The 3666-nt window shown below is 55.2% G+C and carries 1 rRNA gene; it reads left to right on the forward strand.

Annotated features, from left to right (window positions below):
- The first annotated feature begins 488 nt into the window (after positions 1 to 488).
- Positions 489 to 3428 (forward strand): 23S ribosomal RNA (locus tag GTK09_RS26860).
- Positions 3429 to 3666: the final 238 nt, after the last annotated feature.

Consider the following 3666-nt stretch of genomic DNA (forward strand, 5'->3'; position numbering starts at 1 on the left):
GACGGGGGGGGCCTCACCATCATCATCCAAGACGAGAAGCAAAAAGTTTGTCGCTTGGCTCCATGTGAGCCGGGCGGCCTGTTCTCTCTACCATCGTGAAGAAGAAGACGGATCTCGAAGGATCGTCGCCAAAGACCCGCAAGGGTCTGCCTCCTACTCCGGGGCGCTGCATTCGCAGCAAGCACGGTTCTGTCGGTGAAGGGTTCCGGAAGAAGGTTCATCGCCTTCGTCCGGGTCATAACGACCTTTTGCCATTGATCGGTGTTGCCTGACCGCACACCGTCGGGGTTCGTCTCGAGAAGCTGGTCTTTCGCCAGTTGGGTTTAGCCACCCGACTGGCAGAATGGCACCGCTGCAGGACGTTGGTTCAGGTTGCACACCTGGCCGATGTTTGCGGTGCCGAACCAAGAATGATCTTTCGTGAGTGATCTCTCTCTTGGGTTTGTACGGTTCGCCGGACGGATCCGATGATCATTGACGATGAGAACGATCAAGTGTCTTAAGGGCATTTGGTGGATGCCTTGGCATGCACAGGCGATGAAGGACGTGATACGCTGCGATAAGTCATGGGGAGCTGCGAATAAGCTTTGATCCGTGAATTTCCGAATGGGGCAACCCACCTTCGATCCCTGTTAAGTTTGAATTGTTCTGCTCGGCCTTTGGCTGTGCGGAGCTTTGGCCGTTTGGCTCCCGATCGAGGGAGTACGGCAGTCAGAGCCCGACCGGGCGACGCAGCGAATGCTGCGCCCCCGCGGAGCCGATCGCGATAGCGATCTGGCGTGAGCGCAAACGAACACTTCAAATTAACAGGGGTCAAAGAAGGTATCTAACCCTGAATCCATAGGGTGTTAGAAGCGAACTCGGGGAACTGAAACATCTCAGTACCCGAAGGAAAGGACATCAACCGAGACTCCGTCAGTAGCGGCGAGCGAACGCGGACCAGGCCAGTGGCCTCATATGAGAGAAGCCGAACACGTTGGAAATCGTGGCGAGATTGGGTGATAGCCCCGTAGGCGCAATGCTCTTTGAGGTCCTCGAGTAGGGCGGGACACGTGAAATCCTGTCTGAACATGGGGCGACCACGCTCCAAGCCTAAGTACTCGTGCATGACCGATAGCGAACCAGTACCGTGAGGGAAAGGTGAAAAGCACCCCGACAAGGGGAGTGAAAGAGAACCTGAAACCGAATGCCTACAAACAGTGGAAGCCCGCAAGGGTGACCGCGTACCTTTTGTATAATGGGTCAGCGACTTAGTCTGGCGAGCGAGCTTAAGCCGATAGGTGGAGGCGTAGCGAAAGCGAGTCTGAACAGGGCGTTCAGTTCGTCGGATTAGACCCGAAACCGAGTGATCTAGCCATGAGCAGGCTGAAGGTGCGGTAACACGCACTGAAGGGCCGAACCCTCATCTGTTGCAATAGATTGGGATGACTTGTGGCTAGGGGTGAAAGGCCAATCAAACTCGGAAATAGCTGGTTCTCCGCGAAATCTATTTAGGTAGAGCGTCGGACTTATACTCCAGGGGGTAGAGCACTGGATGGGCTATGGGGACTCACCGTCTTACTGATCCTAACCAAACTCCGAATACCTGGAAGTACTATCCGGCAGACACACGGCGGGTGCTAACGTCCGTCGTGGAAAGGGCAACAACCCTGACCACCAGCTAAGGTCCCCAAGTTATGGCTAAGTGGGAAAGGATGTGAAGTTTCCAAAACAACCAGGATGTTGGCTTAGAAGCAGCCATCATTTAAAGAAAGCGTAACAGCTCACTGGTCTAAATAAGAGACTTTGCGCCGAAAATGTACCGGGGCTCAAGCCATACACCGAAGCTGTGGATTTGCGACTTGTCGCAAGTGGTAGCGGAGCGTTCCGTAGGCCTGTGAAGGAGGACCCGTGAGGGCCTCTGGAGGTATCGGAAGCGAGAATGCTGACATGAGTAACGATAAAGGGAGTGAGAGACTCCCTCGCCGAAAGTCCAAGGGTTCCTGCTTAAAGTTAATCTGAGCAGGGTTAGCCGGCCCCTAAGGCGAGGCCGAAAGGCGTAGTCGATGGGAACCACGTTAATATTCGTGGGCCTGATGGTAGTGACGGATTGCGTGTGTCGTATGGTCTTAACGGATTGATCATGCGGCGAAGCGGTCCCAGGAAATAGCTCCATCATTATAGACCGTACCCGAAACCGACACAGGTGGACTGGTAGAGAATACCAAGGCGCTTGAGAGAACTCTGCTGAAGGAACTCGGCAAATTGCACGCGTAACTTCGGAAGAAGCGTGACCTCTGTTTACGCAAGTGGGCAGAGGTGGCACAGACCAGGGGGTAGCGACTGTTTACCAAAAACACAGGGCTCTGCGAAGTCGCAAGACGACGTATAGGGTCTGACGCCTGCCCGGTGCTGGAAGGTTAAGAGGAGAGGTGCAAGCTTTGAATCGAAGCCCCAGTAAACGGCGGCCGTAACTATAACGGTCCTAAGGTAGCGAAATTCCTTGTCGGGTAAGTTCCGACCTGCACGAATGGCGTAACGACTTCCCCGCTGTCTCCAGCAGAGACTCAGTGAAATTGAATTCCCCGTGAAGATGCGGGGTTCCTGCGGTCAGACGGAAAGACCCCGTGCACCTTTACTATAGCTTTACACTGGCATTCGTGTCGGCATGTGTAGGATAGGTGGTAGGCTTTGAAGCATGGGCGCCAGCTCGTGTGGAGCCATCCTTGAAATACCACCCTTATCGTCATGGATGTCTAACCGCGGTCCGTCATCCGGATCCGGGACAGTGTATGGTGGGTAGTTTGACTGGGGCGGTCGCCTCCTAAAGAGTAACGGAGGCGCGCGATGGTGGGCTCAGACCGGTCGGAAATCGGTCGTCGAGTGCAATGGCATAAGCCCGCCTGACTGCGAGACAGACAAGTCGAGCAGAGACGAAAGTCGGTCATAGTGATCCGGTGGTCCCGCGTGGAAGGGCCATCGCTCAACGGATAAAAGGTACGCCGGGGATAACAGGCTGATGACCCCCAAGAGTCCATATCGACGGGGTTGTTTGGCACCTCGATGTCGGCTCATCGCATCCTGGGGCTGGAGCAGGTCCCAAGGGTTTGGCTGTTCGCCAATTAAAGCGGTACGTGAGCTGGGTTCAGAACGTCGTGAGACAGTTCGGTCCCTATCTGCCGTGGGTGTAGGAGTATTGACAGGATCTGACCCTAGTACGAGAGGACCGGGTTGGACGTACCTCTGGTGGACCTGTTGTGGCGCCAGCCGCAGTGCAGGGTAGCTATGTACGGTCGGGATAACCGCTGAAGGCATCTAAGCGGGAAACCCACCTGAAAACGAGTGCTCCCTATCAGAGCCGTGGTAGACGACCACGTCGATAGGCCGGGTGTGGAAGCGTGGCAACACGTGAAGCTTACCGGTACTAATCGCTCGATCGGCTTGATCGTTCTCATTCGTCAATGATCATCGATCCCTCAAGGGATCGAGATCATTGAAGATTATTCTTGGTCCTCAATCGCCGGCAGGCCCATCCGGGCCTTTGGCTAACGTTCCCTCGGAACGCCGCCTCGTTCGAGGCGGGGCTGTCTTCGCCCATATGTCGCTTCGCGACGGGGCTACGACGGCGCCAGATCCGAAAAAGTCCGGGCGGCGATTGCAATGAAAATCCAGCTTCTCGAAATCGTT

The organism is Jiella pacifica (genome assembly GCF_010500815.1).
In the GTDB taxonomy this organism is placed as follows: domain Bacteria; phylum Pseudomonadota; class Alphaproteobacteria; order Rhizobiales; family Rhizobiaceae; genus Jiella; species Jiella pacifica.